Genomic DNA, 15053 nt, shown 5'->3' with positions numbered 1-15053 from the left:
TCTCAGGCGACCGTACGCTGGCAGCTCGGGCACCAGTAGGTGGCGCGTTCCTGTCCCTCGACGCCGAGCATCGTGGTGCTGATCCGGCCGTGGCACCGGCGGCAGGCCTTCTGCCGGTAGACCCAGGTCCGCCGTCCGGGCGCGAGGTCGCCGGTGGTGGACTGTTGGGCGCGTTCCTTGTTCACCGTCAACACCTGCTGGGCGCGCTGCACCAGCCGCTCCGGTCGCTCCACGGCTCCCACAGGCACGTGAGGGTCCAGGCCGGCCAGGAAGCAGAGCTCGTTGGCGTACATGTTGCCGACCCCGGCCATCCGGGTCTGGTCCTGCAGGGCCTGGACCAGAGGCGTGGAGGGCTCCGCGAGCAGGCGGCGCAGGGCCTCCTCGGGGTCCCAGTCCGGGCCGAGCAGGTCTGGCCCCAGGTGGGAGAGTCGGTCCTGCTCCTCGGCGCGTGGCCAGAGCTCCACCACGCCGAGCGAGAAGCCGACGGCGGTGGGCCCGTCGGTGGTGAGGACCACGCGGGCGGTGTGCGCCGGGCGTCGCCACGGTTGCCCGGGGGAGAAGGTGCGCCACGCGCCCTCCATCTTGAGGTGCGTGTGCAGGGTCCAAGGAGTGTCGTGGTCGAGGCGCAGCAGCAGGTGCTTGCCGCGTGAGGCGCTGCTGGCCACCACGGCACCCGCGAGGTCGACGGTGGCCAGGCGTGGCACCCGGAAGTCGCTGCGCACCAACGTGCGGCCCACGATGCTGCGATCGAGCATGCGTGCCGCCCGCCAGACGGTGTCTCCCTCAGGCACGGATGCGCAACCCCCGGGGCGTCGCCACGAACCCTGCCGCGTCCAGGGCATCGCGCAGCACCGAACCTCCGTGGCCGAGCAGTGGTTCGCCGTCGGCCTTCTCCAGGGTGAGCTGTCCCAGGGCCCCGCGTCGCACGGCGTCGGCGAGCCCGGTTGCTGCGGCCGCCAGAGCCGTGTCGTCCTCCGACCAGGTGAGCAGCGAGCGACCCCCACGCTCCACGTAGAGGACCAGGCTGCCGTCGACCAGCACGACCAGGGCACCGGCCTTGCGTCCTGGACGGTGGCCGGTGGTCTCGGGCCACGGCAGGGCCGCGCCGTAGGGATTGGCCGGGTCGGTCGCCGCGAGGGTGAGGGCGACCGGTGCGGCCGGGCGTTCGTGCGGGTCGTCACCGAAGGTGCGGAGCCGGTCGACGGACCCCGGTGTGCCGAACTGGGCCGCACCGAGACCCTCCACGAAGTAGCCGCGTCGGCACCGCCCGTTCTCCTCCAGGGCGCCGAGGACGCGGTAGACACCCGCGAAGCCACCCGGCACGCGTTCCGAACCGACGGCGCCACGGGTGACGACGCCGTGACGCTCCAGCAGCAGCTCGGCGCGGGCGTACGCCACCCGTGTCGGGTCGCTCTCGCGCGCCGGAAGCAACGACCACCGGCCTGCGGTCTCCGGAGGGCCGCTGCGCGACGGCATCCGGGCGGCACGCGGGGGCGTACGCCGGTTGCGGTGCGTCGTGCTCCCGCCACGGAGCAGGCCGCGCAGCCCGACGACCGTGTCGTTGGTGACGTGACCGCTCCACACCAGGCTCCACAGCGCGGAGCTCAGGGCGCGGTCGTCGGTGCTGCCCACCAGGTCGGAGAGCTGACGGAAGAAGTAGGCGCCGCCGCCCTCCAACGCCTCCAGCACGGAGCGGGCCAGTGGTTCGAGGTCGTCCTCGACTAGCGGCGGGAGGGTCAGGTGGGCCCGGTCGACGGGATGGAGGCTGATCCAGCCGTCGGAACCCGGCAGCGCGCCGTGCCCGGACCAGAGGACCTCCCCGGCGGCGGTGAGCTCGTCGAGGAAGGCCGGGGAGTAGTCGCGCACCCGGGAGGGCAGCACGAGCGACTCCAGGGCGCTGGCGGGCACCGGGCACCCGGCGAGCTGGTCGACGACGCTCAGCACGCCGTCGACACCCCGCAGGCCGACGCGGGGAGCGCTGCCGGCGACCTTCTGCCACACCGGCAGGAAACGGGCCAGCGCCTCGGGGGGCACCGGCTCCACCTCCTGGCGCAGGCGAGCGAGGGAGCGCCTCCGGATGCGCCGCAGCACCTCGGCGTCGCACCACTCCTGTCCCGTGCCGTCGGGCCGGAACTCGCCCTCCACCACGCGACCCCGGGCCGTGAGGCGGGCCAACGTCTGACGTACGACCGCCTCACCCAGGCCGAAGCGGGCGGCGGGGTCCGCGGGCACGAAGGGGCCGTGCGTGCGGGCGTAGCGCGCGAGCAGGTCACCGATCGGGTCCTCGGTGACCTCGGTGAAGGCCACCGGCACGCCCGGCGGCACCGGCACCCCGAGGCCGTCGCGCAGGCGGGCCACCTCCTCGACGGTGCACCAGACCTCGACGCCGGCCATCCGCACCTCCACGACTCGGCGGGTGGCGGCGAGGGAGTCGAGCCACGACGGCGCGGACTCGGGATCCGTGCTGCGCGCCGCGACCTCTGCCGTGGTGAGGGGCCCGAGCACACGCAGCATGTCGGCCACCCCCTCGGCGTCGCGGGCGCGCCGGTCCTTCGCGAGCCACTGCACCTCCTGCTCGACCTCCGCGATCACGGCAGGGTCGAGCAGCTCGCGCAGCTCACTGCGCCCGAGCAGCTGGGCGAGCAGACCGGGGTCGAGCGAGAGGGCCGCCGCGCGGCGCTCGGCCAGCGGCGAGTCACCCTCGTAGAGGAACTGGGCGACGTAGCCGAAGAGCAGCGTGCCGGCGAAGGGGGAGGGGTGGGCGGTCTCGACATCGGTGATCGTGATGTCGCGCTGGTCGACGCGTCGGAGCAGCTGGACCAGGGCCGGCAGGTCGTAGACGTCCTGGAGGACCTCACGCACGGCCTCGAGCACGATCGGGAAGGACGGGTACTTGGCGGCGACCTCGAGCAGCTGGGCGCTGCGCTGGCGCTGCTGCCACAGCGGAGAACGCCGGCCGGGGTCGCGCCGGGGGAGCAGCAGGGCGCGGGCGGCGCACTCCCGGAACCGGCTGGCGAAGAGGGCGGAGCCGCCGACCTCGGTGGTGACGATCTCCTCGATCTCCCCGGGGTCGAAGACGACCAGGGAGGCGTCGGGCGGCTCGGCGTCGGTGTCGGGCACGCGGATCACGATGCCGTCGTCGCTGGCCATGGCCTGGGTCTCGACGCCGTAGCGCTCCCGCAGCCGGGCGTTGATCGCCAGCGCCCAGGGCGCGTGCACGGGCGTGCCCCACGGCGAGTGCACGACGAGGCGCCAGTCGCCCAGCTCGTCGCGGCAGCGTTCGACCAGGACGTGGGAGTCGTGCGGCACGACGCCGGTGGCCTCGCGCTGCTCCTCGAGGTAGCGGACGAGGTTGTCTGCCGCGTAGTCGTCGAGGCCCTCGTCGCGCGCCAGTTGGCGGGCTGCGTCGGGACCCACCGAGGTCAGGGCGCGCACCATCTCGCCGATGGCGCCACCCATCTCGGCGGGGCGCCCGAGCGTGTCGCCCTTCCAGAACGGCAGTCGCCCCGGCACGCCCGGAGCCGGGGTCACCATCACGCGGTCGTGGGTGATGTCCTCGATGCGCCAGCTGCTGGCCCCCAGCGCGAAGACGTCACCGACCCGCGACTCGTAGACCATCTCCTCGTCGAGCTCGCCGACGCGTCGTCCCGTGCCCTCCCCGACGAGGTGCACGCCGAACAGACCCCGGTCGGGGATCGTGCCGCCGCTGGTGACGGCGAGACGCTGCGCTCCGGGACGAGCGGTGAGGGTGTCGGCGACCCGGTCCCAGACCAGGCGCGGCCTCAGCTCGGCGAACTCCTCGCTGGGGTAGCGACCGCTCAACAGGTCGAGCGTGGCCTCGTAGGCGCTGCGGGGAAGGTCGGCGTAGGGAGCGGCTCGCCGGACGAGGTCGTGGAGCTCCTCCACGTCCCACTCGTCCATCGCCACCATCGCCACGACCTGCTGGGCCAGCACGTCGAGCGGGTTCTTGGGGATGCGCAACGCCTCGATGCCACCGGAGCGCATGCGGGTGACGGCGACGGCTGTCGGGGCCAGGTCGCCGCGGTGCTTGGGCATGAGCACGCCGCGGCTGACCTCACCCACCTGGTGGCCGGCGCGGCCCACACGCTGCAGGGCGCTCGCCACGCTGGGCGGCGACTCGATCTGGATGACCAGGTCGACCGCCCCCATGTCGATGCCCAGCTCGAGGCTGCTGGTGGCGACGACGCACGGCAGGCGTCCGTGCTTGAGGTCGTCCTCGATCAGCGCCCGCTGCTCCTTCGAGACCGAGCCGTGGTGCGCCTTGGCGATCACCACCTCGGAGGCCGCTGCGGCACCGGCGGCACCCATCGCCTCGGCCGGCGCTGCGTCGCGGGAGGTCTCACCGCCGGCGCGCTGGGTCGCGATCTCGTTGAGCCGCGCGGTGAGGCGTTCGGCCAGTCGTCGGGAGTTGGCGAAGACGATCGTCGAGTGGTGCTGCTCGACGAGGTCGACGACGTGCTCCTCCACGTGGGGCCACAGCGACGGTGAGGCGGCCTGCTCCTCTCCGTCATGACCCGCGTCGTCCCCCAGTGGGCCGGCCGCGTCGCTGGACAGGTGGCCGGGAGAGGTCATGTCCTCGACCGGCACGACGACCCGCAGGTCCCACTCCTTGCTGCTGGGCGGAGCGACCACCTCGACCGGCGCGCCACCGCCGAGGAAGCGGGCGACCTCCTCCACCGGGCGCACGGTGGCGCTCAAGCCGATGCGCTGGGCGGGGCGGGCCAGCTGGGCGTCGAGGCGCTCGAGGGTCACCGCGAGGTGGGCGCCGCGTTTCGTGCCGGCCACGGCGTGCACCTCGTCGAGGATGACCGTGTCGACGTTGCGCAGCGCCTCGCGTGCCTTGCTGGTCAGCATCAGGAAGAGCGACTCGGGAGTGGTGATGAGGATGTCAGGCGGCTTGGTCGCCTGGCGTCGTCGCTCGCCGGCGTCGGTGTCGCCGGAGCGCAGACCGACCCGCACGTCGCGGACCTCGACGCCCAGCCGTGCGGCGGTGTGCCGGATGCCGGCCAGGGGGGCGCGCAGGTTGCGCTCCACGTCGACCGCGAGCGCCTTGAGGGGCGAGACGTAGAGCACCCGGCAGGCCGGCCCGTCCTCCGGAGGGGGCGTGGTCAGGACGCGGTCGAGGCCGGAGAGGAAGGCGCTCAGCGTCTTGCCCGACCCGGTGGGCGCCACGACGAGGGCGTGCCTGCCACGCGCGACCGCGTCCCAAGCGCCTTCCTGGGCGGCGGTGGGTGCGGCGAAGGCAGCGGAGAACCACTCGCGGGTCGGGGCACTGAAGGCGTCGAGCGCTGGCACGCAGACATCCTTGCACCGGGCACCCACACTCAACCCTCGCGAGCCGGGCCGCCACGGTGCTGGATCGCGGTCGCTGTGGCTGGTTGCATGGGGGCATGACAGACCCCTCGCCAGCACGCCGGATCCCGTCGCCCCCGCGCCCGACACCAAGGACTGGACGTGGGTGCTGGAGCGCCCGTGCCCCGAGTGCGGGGTGGAGGCCTCGCGCCTCGAGGTGCCCGACCTGCCCGGCCTGCTCCACGACGCGACCCTCGCGCTCAGCGAGGCGCTGCGCGACGGCGGGGCGGGCGTACGCCCTGAGCCGGGGACCTGGTCGGTGCTCGAGTACGCCTGCCACGTGCGCGACGTGCACCGCACCATGGGCGAGCGGCTCACCGCGATGCTGGAGCAGGACGACCCCACCTTTCCGAACTGGGACCAGGACGCCACCGCCGTGCAGGAGCGCTACCACGCCCAGGACCCCGCGACGGTCGACGTCGAGCTCGTCGAGGCCGGGGGACACGTCGCCGGACTGTGGTCCGCGGTCCAGCCGGAGGCGTACGACCGGCGCGGGCGCCGCAGCAACGGCTCGGCGTTCACGGTGCGCACGCTCGGGCAATACCACCTCCACGACGTGCTGCACCACGTGCACGACGTCGGCCGGCCGGTGCCGGGCGTGCACTGAACCTACGCCGGTCGCCGGTGGCCGGTCGTCGTCGGTGCCGCGCGCAGTGGTGTGGTTGCCTGTGCCCATGAGGCACACCGAGTTCTGGGCACGCATGGACGAGGCGCTGGGGGAGGCGTCGTCACGCAGCTGGGCCGAGCTCTTCGTCATCGGTGAGCTGGGGTCGCGCACCGTCACCGAGGCCCTCGCGGCCGGCGTGCCCCCCAAGCAGGTCTGGGCGGCGGTCTGGCAGGTCCTCGAGCTGCCGGACCGGCTCCGGTGACGACGCCCCTGCCGAGCGACGCGACCATCCCGTCGGTCGACGTCGCGGCACTGCAGCGGCGCACCGTGGGCAGCCTCGTCGGCGTCCAGGCGACCGGCGCCCTCGGCATCACGATCGGCATCGCCACCTCCTCGCTCCTCGCCCGCGACCTCTCCGGCTCCGAGGAGGTCGCCGGGCTGGCGCAGACCTTCCAGGTGCTCGGGGCTGCGGTGGCCGCCTTCCTGCTGGCCCGGGTGATGACGCGTCGCGGGCGCCGTGCCGGTCTGGTGGCGGGCTACCTGACCGCCAGTGCCGGAGCCCTCGTTGCCGTGGTCTCGGGCGTGGCCGGCTCCACCCTCCTGCTGTTGGCGGGCATGGTGCTCCTCGGTTTCGCCACCGCAGCCAACAGCGCGGCGCGCTACGCCGCCACCGACCTGGCGCCCGTGCACCACCGGGCCCGCGCCCTGTCGCTGGTGGTGTGGGCGACCACGATCGGCGCGGTGCTGGGGCCCAACCTCACGGGCCCGTCCGTCGACCTGGCCGCGCTGCTCGGGGTGCCTGACCTGACCGGTCCGTTCGTGCTCGGCGCCGCCGGCACCACGGCTGCTGCACTCCTGGCGTTCCTGCTCCTGCGCCCTGACCCGCTGGTGACGGCGCGCGCCGTCGCGTCGGGCGGGCACGAGGGAGGCCCGCGCCCCGCCGTGGTGGCCGGGCGCGGGGCCGCGGGGGGAGACGTGCGGGCGGCCTTTCGGCAGCACCCAGTGCTCGTCGCCGCGACCGCGGGGCTCACCGGAGCCCACGCCACGATGGTGGCCGTGATGGTGATGACGCCGCTGCACATGGAGCACGGAGGTGCGGAGCTCCGGCTGATCGGCGTCGTGATCTCCGTGCACGTGCTCGGGATGTTCGCCTTCTCCCCGGTGGCGGGATGGGTGGCCGACCGGTGGGGACGAGGTCGCACCCTCGGGGTGGGGGGAGCGGTCCTGCTCGTCTCGCTCGCGCTGAGCGGCTCCTCGCCGGAGGGCAGCTCGTGGCAGATCTTCGCCGGACTCTTCCTGCTGGGGCTGGGGTGGTCAGTCGCCACCATCTCCGCCTCGACCCTGCTGGCCGAGCACGCACCGCTCGAGGTCCGGGCGGGCGTCCAGGGCACGGCGGACATGACGATGATGCTGGGCGCCGCGGCGGCGAGTGCGTTGGCGGGCGTCGTCGTGGGCACCTTCGGCTACCCGGTGCTCAACGCGTATGCCGCGGTGCTCGCCCTCGGGGTGGTCACGGCCGCCGCGTTCGTGGCGCGACACGCGGGACGCGCCTGAGAGACGTCGAACAGGTGTTCGGGTAGCCTCGTGTCCACAGGTACGACGCAGGGCGAGGTCGTCCACAGCTCGACAGGCTGATCAGGCTTCTTGTCGGTGGCTCGCTCTAGCGTCGAAGACGTACCTGAACCACGACGACGAGATGGGAACTGCAATGGCTGCAGCGAAGAAGGCACCCGTGACCAGCGGAGGCGACCGGAGCTCTGCTCTGGACGCGGCGCTCGCGAACATCGAGAAGAACTTCGGCAAGGGATCGGTGATGCGTCTCGGCGACGAGACCCGTGCCCCGCTGGAGGTCATCCCCACGGGCGCGATCGCGCTCGACGTGGCCCTGGGCCTCGGGGGTCTCCCGCGCGGTCGCGTGGTGGAGATCTACGGCCCGGAGTCCTCCGGAAAGACGACGGTGGCCCTGCACGCGGTCGCCAACGCCCAGGCCGCCGGCGGCATCGTCGCCTTCATCGACGCCGAGCACGCGCTCGACCCGGAGTACGCGAAGAACCTCGGCGTCGACACCGACGCCCTCCTCGTCTCCCAGCCCGACTCCGGTGAGCAGGCGCTCGAGATCGCCGACATGCTGATCCGGTCGGGCGCGCTCGACCTCATCGTCATCGACTCCGTCGCCGCGCTCGTGCCGCGTGCCGAGATCGAGGGCGAGATGGGCGACAGCCACGTCGGCCTGCAGGCTCGACTCATGAGCCAGGCGCTGCGCAAGATGACCGGTGCCCTCAACAACTCCGGTACCACCGCGATCTTCATCAACCAGCTGCGCGAGAAGATCGGCGTGATGTTCGGGTCGCCGGAGACCACCACCGGTGGTCGCGCGCTGAAGTTCTACTCGTCGGTGCGCCTCGACGTGCGACGGATCGAGACCCTGAAGGACGGCCAGGAGATGGTCGGCAACCGGACCCGGGTCAAGGTCGTCAAGAACAAGGTGGCCCCGCCGTTCAAGCAGGCCGAGTTCGACATCATGTACGGCAAGGGCATCAGCCGGGAGGGCGGCCTGATCGACGTGGGTGTCGAGGCGGGCATCGTCCGCAAGGCGGGCGCCTGGTACACCTACGAGGGCGACCAGCTGGGGCAGGGCAAGGAGAACGCCCGCGGGTTCCTGAAGGACAACCCTGACCTGGCCAACGAGATCGAGAAGCGGATCCTCGAGAAGCTCGGCGTCGGCCCGCAGGTCGACAAGCCGGTCGACGACCTCTCCGACGAGCCCATCGGGGTCGACGACTTCTGAGTCGGGGGCGTGAGTCGATGAGCCCGACCCGCGGGAGTGGCGATCGCCCCGGTCCCGGTGACGGGGCGTGGCGCGGTGACGTCGCCGCAGGTGTGGCTGCCTGGACGGGAGAGCCTCCCGAGGACCCCGTCCGGGCGGGGCCTGCCGCCGACCCGGAGGAGGTGGCGCGCAAGATCCTGCTCGACCAGCTGACGGGACAGGCCCGCAGCCGCAAGCAGCTGGCCGACAAGCTGGCCCAGCGCAACGTGCCCGAGGAGATCGCGAACCGGCTGCTCGACCGCTTCGAGGAGGTCGGCCTCGTCGACGATGAGGCGTTCGCGCAGATGTGGGTCGATCACCGCCAGTCCGGGAAGGGGCTGGCCGGGCGCGCCCTCGCGCAGGAGCTGCGCCGCAAGGGGGTCGACGACGCCATCATCAAGGACGCCGTCGCCACGATCGACCCGGAGGACGAGGCCGCGGCCGCCCGCCGTCTGGTGGCGAAGAAGATGCGGTCCATGGGTGGCCTGGACCGCCAGGTGGCGACCCGTCGCCTCGTCGGCATGCTGGCTCGGAAGGGTTACTCGGCGTCGATGGCCTACGCCGTCGTGCGTGAAGCCCTCGACGCGAGCGGTGCCGACCCCGACGACGACTTCGCCGAGGGTGCGCCATGATGGCGCCATGACACCGCCCGAACCGTTCGACACCTCTGTCCTACGTCTCCCCGAGGGGCCGGTCCGGCTCTCGGAGCACGACACGGCGGCCACCGTCGGCTACTCGGGCGAGAAGGCCGACGCCGAGGCGTCGCTGGCGGCGATCGGGGTCGAGCTCGCCGACCTGCAGGAGCGGTTGTGGGCGCGCCGCACCGTCGGCGACGAGCGTCGCGTCCTCCTTGTCCTGCAGGGCATGGACACCAGCGGCAAGGGAGGGGTGATCCGCAAGGCCCTGGGCCTCGTCGACCCGCAGGGCCTCCAGATCACGGCCTTCAAGGCGCCGACCGAGGAGGAGCTGCAGCACGACTTCCTGTGGCGGATCCGCAAGGCCCTCCCCGTCCCCGGCCACATCGGGGTCTTCGACCGGAGCCACTACGAGGACGTCCTGGCCGCGCGGGTGCGCGGCCTCGTCGACCCCGAAGAGCTGGAGCGGCGCTACGACGCCATCGTCGAGTTCGAGCGCGAGCTGGTGCACCAGGGCGTCACGGTGGTCAAGTGCTTCCTGCACATGAGCGCCGTGGAGCAGGGGGAGCGCCTCCTCAAACGCCTGGACAACCCCGACAAGCACTGGAAGTACGCGCCCAGCGACGTCGACGACCGGGCGTTGTGGAGCTCGTACCAGGAGGCCTACGAGGTCGCACTCGAGAGAACCAACCACCACGCTGCTCCCTGGCACCTCGTTCCGGCCGACCGCAAGTGGCTGCGCAACCTGGCGGTGGCGGCCCTGTTGCGCGACACCCTGGCGCTCATGGGTCTGGAGTGGCCACGGGCCGACTTCGACGTGGAGGCCGAACGCCAACGTCTCGCTGAGGTGGAGATCCAGTGATTCCGCGCGTCGCGGTCACCCGCTACGTCACCCCCTTGCGCGAAGGGGGAAGCCTGCCGGGCATCGTCGAGGCGGCCGACCTGGGGACCTACGTCTGCAAGTTCTCCGGTGCCGGACAGGGGGTCAGGGTCCTGGTGGCCGAGGTGCTGGTCAGTCAGCTGGCTGCCCGTCTCGGACTGCGCACCCCAAGGCTGGTGACGCTGGAGCTGGACCGCCAGATCGCTCGCTACGAGGCCGACGAGGAGGTGCAGGACCTGCTCATGGCCAGCATCGGCCTCAACCTGGGCGTCGACTACCTGCCGGGCGCCTTCGGCTTCGACGGAGACGTCGAGGCCGAGGCGACCGACCACGGCATGATCCTCTGGCTCGACGCCTTCACCGCCAACGTCGACCGCAGCTGGCGCAACCCCAACCTGTTGGTGTGGCACGGTGAGGTCTGGGTCATCGACCACGGTGCCTCGCTCTACTTCCACCACGCCTGGAGCCGGGGCATCACCGACCCGGCCAGGTTCGCCGCCCAGCCCTGGGACCCGAGCGACCACGTCCTGCGACGCCACCTCGACCGGGTGGCGGACGCCGACGCCCGGGCGCGTGCGCTGCTCTCGCGTGAGGTCTTCGCCGAGATCGTGGCCGAGGTGCCCGACGAGTGGCTGACCTCCACGCCGGGTGCCACGCCCGACGAGCTGCGTCAGGCCTACGTCGACTTCCTCAGCGCTCGTCTCGAGGGCAGCTCCTGGCTTCTGGGGAGCGACGATGAGTGAGTTCTGCTACCAGTACGTGGTGCTGCGCTGCGTGCCGCGCCCGGAGCGCGAGGAGTTCGTGAACGTCGGGGTGGTGCTCTACTGCCAGGAGAGCGACTACCTCGACGTCGCGTGGCAGGTTGACCGTGACCGGTTGGCGACGTTCGCTCCCGGGCTCGACCTTGACCGGGTCGTGGCAGCCCTCGAGTTCGTGGCCGGCGTCTGCGCCGGTGACGCCCGCGGCGGAGAGGCGGCCATTCGGCCGCTGGGTCAGCGCTTCGGGTTCCTCAAGGCGCCCAAGTCGACCGTGGTGCAGCCCGGACCCGTGCACGGGGGTGTGACGGCCGACCCGGCGTCAGCCCTCGCTCACCTGCGTGAGCGTCTGGTGGGCTGACGCCGGGGCTGTCAGACCGGCACGAGCTCGACGGCGCCCACCGCGTAGCGCGCGAGGATCGTGCGCGCCACCTCGGGGTGAGCCCCCAGCGGCTCCGAGACCGCGACCGCGCCGGCCTCCAGCGCCAGCTCGGTGGCGCGGTCGGTCAGCTGGCCGTGGGCCAGGAAGAGCGAGGCGACGGCGATGTGGCGACGTCCCTGTGCCCGGAACGCGCGCACGGCCTCGCCGGACGCCGGCGGCGCCGCCGAGGCGAAGGCAGCCGTGACGGGCAGCTTGTGCCGAGCCCCCCACATCCGGGCGAGACGCGCCACCGACTGGTTGGCCAGCGGGTCCGAGGAACCCGCGGAGGCCAGCACGAGAGCGTCCAGCTCGCGTACCCGGTGCTCCTTGAGGGCTTCTCGCATCCGGATGTCCAGCACGTCGAGGAAGCTGGCCTCCAACCCGAGCACCGAGGTGGCGCGGATCTGGAGACCGGCGTGGCGGCTCATGGCCTCGGCCACGGCCTCGGGCACGTCGACCTTGGCGTGGTAGGCCTCGGTCAACAGGAGCGGCACGACGACGATCTCGTCGTAGCCGGCTCGTACGAGCTTGTCGACCGTCGTGGTGAACGACGGCTTCGAGAGCCCGAGGAACGCGGTCTCGATCCGCAGGTCCGGACGCATCCGTCGGACCTCCTCGACCAAGGCCTTGACGGTCGCCGCGGACCGAGGGTCGCGACTTCCGTGTGCCAGTGCAACCAGCGCAGGAGCAGCCATCACAGAGCCTCCCATTCTCCAGTGGTGTGCTGTGCATCGACGCCGTTGTCGATCCAGTGGGTGTTGCGGGTGGAGCAAGCGTGCAGGTGGAGCGTCAGGAGTGGATTCCACACTCCGTCTTGTTGGTGCCGGCCCATCGACCGCTGCGCGGGTCATCACCCGGAGCGACGCGTCGTGTGCAGGGCCAGCAGCCGATCGAGGGGTAGCCGTCGTAGACGAGCGGGTTGACGAGCACGCCGTTGTCGGCGATGTACTGCTCCACCTGCTCGTCGCTCCAGCGGGCGATGGGCGAGACCTTGACCTTGCCGCGTCGCGCGTCCCAGCCGATGACGGGGGCGTTCACCCGGTTGCGGGTCTCGGCGCGCCGCAGACCCGAGGCCCAGGCGTCGAAGCCGTCGAGCGTCTCCTGCAGCGGCTGCACCTTGCGCAGCTTGCAGCACAGGTCGGGGTCGGTGCGGTAGAGGTCCTTGCCGTACTGGGCGTCCTGCTCCTCGACGGTGAGGGGCGGGGTGATCGTGATCAGGTTGACGTCCAGCACGGCCTCGACGGCGTCGCGGGTCCCGATCGTCTCCGCGAAGTGGTAGCCGGTGTCGAGGAAGACGACGTTGATGCCGGGCGCGACGCTGGAGGCCAGGTGCGCCAGCACCGAGTCACCCATCGAGGAGGTGATGCAGAAGCGTTCGCCGAAGGTGGCGAAGGCCCACTCGATGATGTCCTCGGCCGGAGCCAGCTCCAGCTCGGCGCCCATGTGGGAGACGAGCTCGCGCAGCTCCTCGGGCGAGCGGCCTTCGGTGTGCGTGCCGCGGAAGGCCCGCGCGGCGGTGGTGGTCTCGGTCGTCACGACGTCGCTCCAGGTCGGGGGATCGTGCCCAGCATCTTCAGGACGAACGAGCGCAGGCAGGCCCTGCACTCCCACGCGGCCAGCCCCTGTTCGGCCTCACGGGGCCACAGGTTCTCGTCGCCGCAGTAGGGGCAGTGGTTGGGCTGGGAGCGGCTCGTCATCTCAGACCGGCTCCAGGACGTGGTCACCGCGGAGGTTGGCCTCATCGGTGCGGGCGGCCCAGCTGGCGAACGACTCGCCCTCGCCGCGCTCGGCGAGGTAGTTGCGCACGAGGACGGTGACGTAGTCGTCGAGGCCGGCCGAGGTCACCTTGTGCGCCCGCAGCTTGCGACCGAAGTTGGCCTGCAGGCCCAGCGCGCCGCCCAGGTGCACCTGGAAGCCCTCGACCTGGTTGCCGGCGTCGTCCATCACGAGCTGGCCCTTGAGGCCGATGTCGGCCGACTGCGTGCGGGCGCAGGCGTTGGGGCATCCATTGACGTTGACGGTGATCGGGGTGTCGAGCTCGGGGAAGCGTTGCTCGAGCTCCGTGATCAAGGCAGCTGCCCGGGCCTTGGTCTCGACGATGGCGAGCTTGCAGAACTCGATGCCGGTGCAGGCCATGGTGCTGCGCCGCCAGTTGGAGGGGCGGGCCTCCAGACCGACGGCACGCAGGTCGGACACGACCGCCTCGGTGTCACTGGGCTCCACGCCGAGGACGACCAGCTTCTGGTGTGCGGTCAGCCGTACGCCGCGCAGGCCGTACTTCTCCACGACCCCGGCCAGGCCCAGCAGGACCTCTCCGCTGATCCGCCCGACCACGGGGGCAGCGCCGATGTAGTACTTGCCGTCCTTCTGCTCGTGCACCCCCACGTGGTCGGACTGCTGGGTCGGCGATGCCGGCGACGGGTTCGAGACCAGGGTTCGGCCGAGGTACTCGCCCTCGAGGACCTCGCGGAACTTCTCGACGCCCCAGTCAGCGACGAGGAACTTCAGCCGGGCGCGGGAGCGCAGCCGGCGGTAGCCGTAGTCGCGGAAGATCCCGCAGACGCCCTCCCAGGCGTCGGCAACCTCGTCGAGCGGGATCCAGACGCCCAGCTTCTGCGCCAGCATCGGGTTGGTCGACAGGCCGCCACCCACCCAGAGGTCGAAGCCGGGGCCGTGCTCGGGGTGCACGGTGCCGACGAAGGAGACGTCGTTGATCTCCGGCGCCGAGTCGTGGCTCGGGTGGCCGCTGACCGAGGTCTTGAACTTGCGGGGCAGGTTGGAGAACTCGGGGTTGTTGATCACCCGTCGCTTGATCTCCTCCAGGGCCGGGGTGCCATCGATGATCTCGTCCTTGGCGATCCCGGCGACCGGCGAGCCCAGGAAGGGACGCGGAGAGTCGCCGCAGGCCTCGATGGTGCTCAGGCCGGCTGCCTCCAGCCGCTCCCAGATCTGCGGCACCGACTCGATCTCGATCCAGTGGTACTGGATGTTGCACCGGTCGGTGATGTCGGCCGTGCCGCGGGCGAAGTCGACCGAGACGCTGCCCAGGGCACGCAAGGCCGCCGCGTCCAGGATCGCGCCGTCGGAGCGTACGCGCATCATGAAGTAGCGGTCGTCGAGCTCCTCCTCCTCCAGCTGGGCGGTCTTGCCGCCGTCGAAGCCGGGGGCGCGCTGGGTGTAGAGACCCATCCACCGGAAGCGACCACGCAGGTCGGACGGATCGATGGAGTCGAAACCGCGCTGGGAGTAGATGCCGAGGATGCGGCTGCGGACGTTGAGCGGGTTGTCGTCCTTCTTGCTCTGCTCGTTCTTGTTCAGGGGCTCGCTGTAGCCCAGGGCCCACTGGCCTTCGCCGCGCTTGCGGCGGGGGCGGGCGGGAGCAGGAGTGGCAGTCATGCGGTGGTCCTAGAGGCGCTGAGGTGCTCCGGCGGGAGCGACGAAGGCGGGTGGGCTCGAAGTCAGCGGGTCCAACAGGTCATGCTGCCGATACGCATGAGGTCCACGTGGCGTCGTGCCACGAGGTGCTTGTGCGTTGCTCGGCTGATCACGCGGCGAGTCTCATCGTGCGGACACGGT

Annotated in this window: 14 protein-coding genes; 8 read left to right on the top strand and 6 right to left on the bottom strand. The window is 71.8% G+C overall.

The genetic code is table 11. The annotated features are described in order from the left end of the window. Window positions 1-2: 2 nt before the first annotated feature. Window positions 3-791 (bottom strand): DNA-formamidopyrimidine glycosylase family protein, encoded by a 789-nt coding sequence (locus IEQ44_RS13385; protein ID WP_193638966.1) that lies wholly within the window; start codon window positions 789-791, stop codon window positions 3-5. Next, on the bottom strand, window positions 784-5316 hold the full coding sequence (locus tag IEQ44_RS13380) for an ATP-dependent helicase (protein ID WP_193638965.1): 4533 nt from the start codon (window positions 5314-5316) through the stop codon (window positions 784-786). Before IEQ44_RS13380 ends, IEQ44_RS13385 begins: the two co-directional genes overlap by 8 nt. 10 nt (window positions 5317-5326) lie before the next feature. Here IEQ44_RS13380 and IEQ44_RS13375 point away from each other — a divergent pair, with 10 nt between their 5' ends. The 8 genes from IEQ44_RS13375 to IEQ44_RS13340 all read left to right on the top strand — a co-directional run bounded on the left by IEQ44_RS13375 (window position 5327) and on the right by IEQ44_RS13340 (window position 11417). Continuing rightward, window positions 5327-5980 carry a DinB family protein gene (locus IEQ44_RS13375; RefSeq protein WP_227487465.1) on the top strand — a complete coding sequence of 218 codons (654 nt, stop codon included), beginning with the start codon at window positions 5327-5329 and terminating at the stop codon, window positions 5978-5980. 67 nt (window positions 5981-6047) lie between these two features. Next, the gene (locus tag IEQ44_RS13370; RefSeq protein WP_193638964.1) at window positions 6048-6242 is read left to right on the top strand and encodes a DUF3046 domain-containing protein; all 195 of its coding nucleotides are present in this window, start codon (window positions 6048-6050) and stop codon (window positions 6240-6242) included. After that, the gene (locus IEQ44_RS13365; RefSeq protein WP_319804675.1) at window positions 6239-7534 is read left to right on the top strand and encodes an MFS transporter; all 1296 of its coding nucleotides are present in this window, start codon (window positions 6239-6241) and stop codon (window positions 7532-7534) included. The genes IEQ44_RS13370 and IEQ44_RS13365 overlap by 4 nt, the downstream gene beginning before the upstream one ends. 178 nt (window positions 7535-7712) lie before the next feature. After that, the gene (gene recA / locus IEQ44_RS13360) at window positions 7713-8768 is read left to right on the top strand and encodes a recombinase RecA (protein WP_319804674.1); all 1056 of its coding nucleotides are present in this window, start codon (window positions 7713-7715) and stop codon (window positions 8766-8768) included. A gap of 17 nt (window positions 8769-8785) precedes the next feature. Further along, on the top strand, window positions 8786-9418 hold the full coding sequence (locus IEQ44_RS13355) for a regulatory protein RecX (RefSeq protein ID WP_193638962.1): 633 nt from the start codon (window positions 8786-8788) through the stop codon (window positions 9416-9418). Window positions 9419-9425: 7 nt separating this feature from the next. Beyond that, the gene (locus tag IEQ44_RS13350) at window positions 9426-10283 is read left to right on the top strand and encodes a PPK2 family polyphosphate kinase (RefSeq protein WP_193638961.1); all 858 of its coding nucleotides are present in this window, start codon (window positions 9426-9428) and stop codon (window positions 10281-10283) included. Beyond that, complete coding sequence (locus IEQ44_RS13345) at window positions 10280-11044, top strand: HipA family kinase (protein ID WP_193638960.1); 765 nt, start codon at window positions 10280-10282, stop codon at window positions 11042-11044. Before IEQ44_RS13350 ends, IEQ44_RS13345 begins: the two co-directional genes overlap by 4 nt. Further along, entirely contained in the window at window positions 11037-11417 is a 381-nt protein-coding gene (locus IEQ44_RS13340) for a DUF3037 domain-containing protein (protein WP_193638959.1), read from the top strand. Before IEQ44_RS13345 ends, IEQ44_RS13340 begins: the two co-directional genes overlap by 8 nt. 11 nt (window positions 11418-11428) lie before the next feature. Here the strand turns inward: IEQ44_RS13340 and IEQ44_RS13335 are convergent, their stop codons facing one another. The 4 genes from IEQ44_RS13335 to IEQ44_RS13320 form a co-directional block, all read right to left on the bottom strand. Further along, complete coding sequence (locus IEQ44_RS13335; protein WP_193638958.1) at window positions 11429-12172, bottom strand: sirohydrochlorin chelatase; 744 nt, start codon at window positions 12170-12172, stop codon at window positions 11429-11431. 94 nt (window positions 12173-12266) lie between these two features. After that, window positions 12267-13013 (bottom strand): phosphoadenylyl-sulfate reductase, encoded by a 747-nt coding sequence (locus IEQ44_RS13330; protein ID WP_193638957.1) that lies wholly within the window; start codon window positions 13011-13013, stop codon window positions 12267-12269. Next, entirely contained in the window at window positions 13010-13174 is a 165-nt protein-coding gene (locus IEQ44_RS13325; protein ID WP_193638956.1) for a hypothetical protein, read from the bottom strand. The genes IEQ44_RS13330 and IEQ44_RS13325 overlap by 4 nt, the downstream gene beginning before the upstream one ends. 1 nt (window position 13175) lies before the next feature. Further along, window positions 13176-14873, bottom strand: a complete 1698-nt coding sequence (locus IEQ44_RS13320) for a nitrite/sulfite reductase (RefSeq protein ID WP_193638955.1) — start codon at window positions 14871-14873, stop codon at window positions 13176-13178. Window positions 14874-15053: the final 180 nt, after the last annotated feature.

It is taken from the genome of Nocardioides malaquae, assembly GCF_015070385.1.
In the GTDB taxonomy this organism is placed as follows: Bacteria; Actinomycetota; Actinomycetes; order Propionibacteriales; family Nocardioidaceae; genus Nocardioides; species Nocardioides malaquae.
This window is presented reverse-complemented; position numbering and strand designations above follow the sequence as displayed.

What these genes read in the sequence shown, in the direction of transcription:
- IEQ44_RS13370 (WP_193638964.1), top strand. Translation starts at nt 6,048, where the DNA reads ATGAGGCACACCGAGTTCTGGGCACGCATGGACGAGGCGCTGGGGGAG.
- IEQ44_RS13355 (WP_193638962.1), top strand. Translation starts at nt 8,786, where the DNA reads ATGAGCCCGACCCGCGGGAGTGGCGATCGCCCCGGTCCCGGTGACGGG.
- IEQ44_RS13320 (WP_193638955.1), bottom strand. Translation starts at nt 14,873, where the DNA reads ATGACTGCCACTCCTGCTCCCGCCCGCCCCCGCCGCAAGCGCGGCGAA.
- IEQ44_RS13335 (WP_193638958.1), bottom strand. Translation starts at nt 12,172, where the DNA reads ATGGCTGCTCCTGCGCTGGTTGCACTGGCACACGGAAGTCGCGACCCT.
- IEQ44_RS13325 (WP_193638956.1), bottom strand. Translation starts at nt 13,174, where the DNA reads ATGACGAGCCGCTCCCAGCCCAACCACTGCCCCTACTGCGGCGACGAG.
- IEQ44_RS13350 (WP_193638961.1), top strand. Translation starts at nt 9,426, where the DNA reads ATGACACCGCCCGAACCGTTCGACACCTCTGTCCTACGTCTCCCCGAG.
- IEQ44_RS13340 (WP_193638959.1), top strand. Translation starts at nt 11,037, where the DNA reads ATGAGTGAGTTCTGCTACCAGTACGTGGTGCTGCGCTGCGTGCCGCGC.